Annotated in this window: 2 protein-coding genes; both read left to right on the forward strand. The window is 66.3% G+C overall.

All coding sequences use genetic code 11. The annotated features are described in order from the left end of the window. Positions 1-186 precede the first annotated feature (186 nt). On the forward strand, positions 187-795 hold the full coding sequence (locus ACFVZW_RS26555; RefSeq protein ID WP_376446678.1) for a CDP-alcohol phosphatidyltransferase family protein: 609 nt from the start codon (positions 187-189) through the stop codon (positions 793-795). A 115-nt stretch (positions 796-910) separates the two neighbouring features. Further along, the coding region (locus ACFVZW_RS26560; protein ID WP_384526028.1) for a sugar phosphate nucleotidyltransferase at positions 911-2915 on the forward strand (2005 nt) is incomplete at its 3' end.

The raw sequence follows: 2915 nt of genomic DNA on the forward strand, positions 1-2915 counted from the left end.
TGCAGGGGGGACCCTGTGGGAGAGTAGGACGCCGCCGAACAATCTTTAGCCTCAACCCCCGGACTCTGTCCGGGGGTTGAGGCATTTTTGCGTTCAGGGGGCATGCGACCCCCTGTGTACAGGCTCGTCATGGCTGAGGGTAAGGTCAGGGGGCATCATTGGCACGTTCCCACAGGAGGCCCCCGGGTGGAGGTCCAGGAGACTCGCGTTCAGACGGACCGGGTCCTCACCATCCCCAACATCCTGAGCATGGCTCGCCTCGTCGGCGTGCCGCTCTTCCTGTGGCTGATTCTGCGACCTGTGTTCGGCGGTCCGAACAGCGATGGCTGGGCCTTGTTGGTGTTGATGCTCAGCGGCGTCAGCGACTATCTCGACGGTAAGCTCGCCCGGCGCTGGAACCAGGTCAGCAGCCTGGGCCGGCTCCTCGACCCCGCCGCCGACCGGCTGTACATCGTTTCCACCCTCGTGGGCCTCACCTGGCGGGAGATCCTGCCACTCTGGCTGACCCTCGCCCTTTTCGCCCGCGAGTTGATGCTGCTGGTGATGGTGGGTATCCTCCGCCGGCACGGCTATCCGCCGCCGCAGGTGAACTTCCTCGGGAAAGCTGCGACATTCAACTTGATGTACGCGTTCCCCTTGCTGCTGCTCAGTGACGGAACGGGCTGGCTTTCGTCACTCGCTGAAGTTTTCGGGTGGGCCTTCGCAGGATGGGGTACAACTCTCTATTGGTGGGCAGGGATCCTCTACGTGGTCCAGGTCCGTCGACTCGTCAAGGCGGATACCGCGGCCGATTGAGCCCGTCTGTCCTGTGCCGTGCAACGTCGCCGGCATGAACGAGGACGCCCTCGGGCCACTGAAGGACTGGTGAAGTCGGCAGGACCGTCGTCTCTTCAAGGAGGACGCTTCCGACATGAAGGCCGTCGTGATGGCCGGTGGCGAAGGTACCCGACTTCGCCCGATGACCTCGAGCATGCCCAAGCCTCTCCTGCCGGTCGCCAACCGGCCGATCATGGAGCACGTCCTGCGACTGCTCAAGAGGCACGGTCTCACCGAGACCGTCGTCACCGTGCAGTTTCTCGCCTCGCTCGTCAGGAACTACTTCGGTGACGGCGAGGAGCTCGGAATGGAGCTCACGTACGCCAACGAGGAGAAACCCCTCGGCACCGCGGGGAGTGTGAAGAACGCCGAGGAAGCGCTGAAGGACGACGCCTTCCTCGTCATCTCGGGAGACGCACTCACCGATTTCGACCTCACCGATCTGATCGCCTTCCACAAAGAGAAGGGCGCCCTCGTCACCGTCTGTCTGACGCGTGTGCCGAATCCCCTGGAATTCGGCATCACGATCGTCGACGAGGAAGGACAGGTCGAGCGCTTTCTCGAGAAGCCGACCTGGGGCCAGGTCTTCTCGGACACGGTGAACACGGGCATCTACGTCATGGAGCCCGAGGTCTTCGACTACGTCGAGGCCGACACCTCTGTCGACTGGTCGGGTGATGTCTTCCCGCAGCTCATGAAGGAAGGCAAGCCGATCTACGGCTATGTCGCCGAGGGCTACTGGGAGGACGTCGGTACTCACGAGAGCTACGTGAAGGCGCAGGCCGACGTGCTCGAAGGAAAGGTCCACGTCGAGCTCGACGGCTTCGAGATCTCGCCCGGTGTGTGGGTGGCGGAAGGCGCGGAGGTCTCTCCCGACGCCGTCCTTCGGGGGCCGCTGTACATCGGTGACTACGCGAAGGTCGAGGCGGGAGCCGAGATCCGCGAGCACACCGTCATCGGCTCGAACGTGGTCGTCAAGAGCGGCGCGTTCCTTCACAAGGCCGTCATCCACGACAACGTCTACATCGGGCAGCAGAGCAATCTGCGCGGCTGTGTGATCGGGAAGAACACCGACATCATGCGGGCCGCCCGGATCGAGGACGGTGCCGTCATCGGCGACGAATGCCTCGTCGGTGAGGAATCGATCGTTCAGGGGAACGTCCGGGTCTACCCCTTCAAGACCATCGAGGCCGGCGCCTTCGTCAACACCTCCGTCATCTGGGAGTCCCGGGGCCAGGCCCATCTCTTCGGGGCACGCGGGGTCTCCGGGATCCTGAACGTGGAGATCACGCCCGAGCTGGCCGTGCGGCTGGCGGGGGCGTACGCCACGACGCTGAAGAAGGGCGCGACCGTCACCACGGCGCGTGACCACTCCAGGGGTGCCCGAGCGCTGAAACGGGCGGTGATCTCGGCGCTCCAGGCCAGCGCCATCGACGTGCGCGACCTGGAGAACGTACCGCTGCCGGTGGCGCGGCAGCAGACCGCCCGGGGAAGCGCCGGCGGGATCATGCTGCGGACCTCGCCCGGCGTGCCGGACTCCGTGGACATCATGTTCTTCGACGAGCGGGGTGCGGATCTTTCGCAGGCCGGGCAGCGCAAGCTGGACCGGGTCTTCGCACGTCAGGAGTACCGGCGGGCGTTCCCGGGCGAGATCGGTGACCTCACCTTCCCGGCGAGCGTCTTCGACTCGTACACCGGCTCGCTGCTACGGAACGTGGACACGTCCGGGATCGCCGAGGCCGGTCTGAAGGTCGTCGTGGACGCCTCCAACGGCAGTGCGGGGCTCGTTCTGCCGAGCCTCCTCGGCCGGCTCCAGGTGGATTCGCTGGTGATCAATCCGGGTCTCGACGAGTCGAGGCCCACGGAGTCGGCGGAGACCAGGCGGGCCGGGCTCGTACGGCTCGGGGAGATCGTGGCGTCGGCGCGGGCCGCGTTCGGGGTGCGGTTCGACCCGGTGGGTGAGCGGCTGTCGCTCGTCGACGAGCGGGGGCGGCTCATCGGGGCGCACCCATCCGGCCAGGGCAGGCGCGAGCGGGGGGCCGCCGGGCGGCGCGCGGGGCGGGTGGCGGGGCCGGGGACGTCCACGAGCATCCCCGAGC

This window comes from Streptomyces sp. NPDC059567, from assembly GCF_042735655.1.
Lineage (GTDB): Bacteria > Actinomycetota > Actinomycetes > Streptomycetales > Streptomycetaceae > Streptomyces.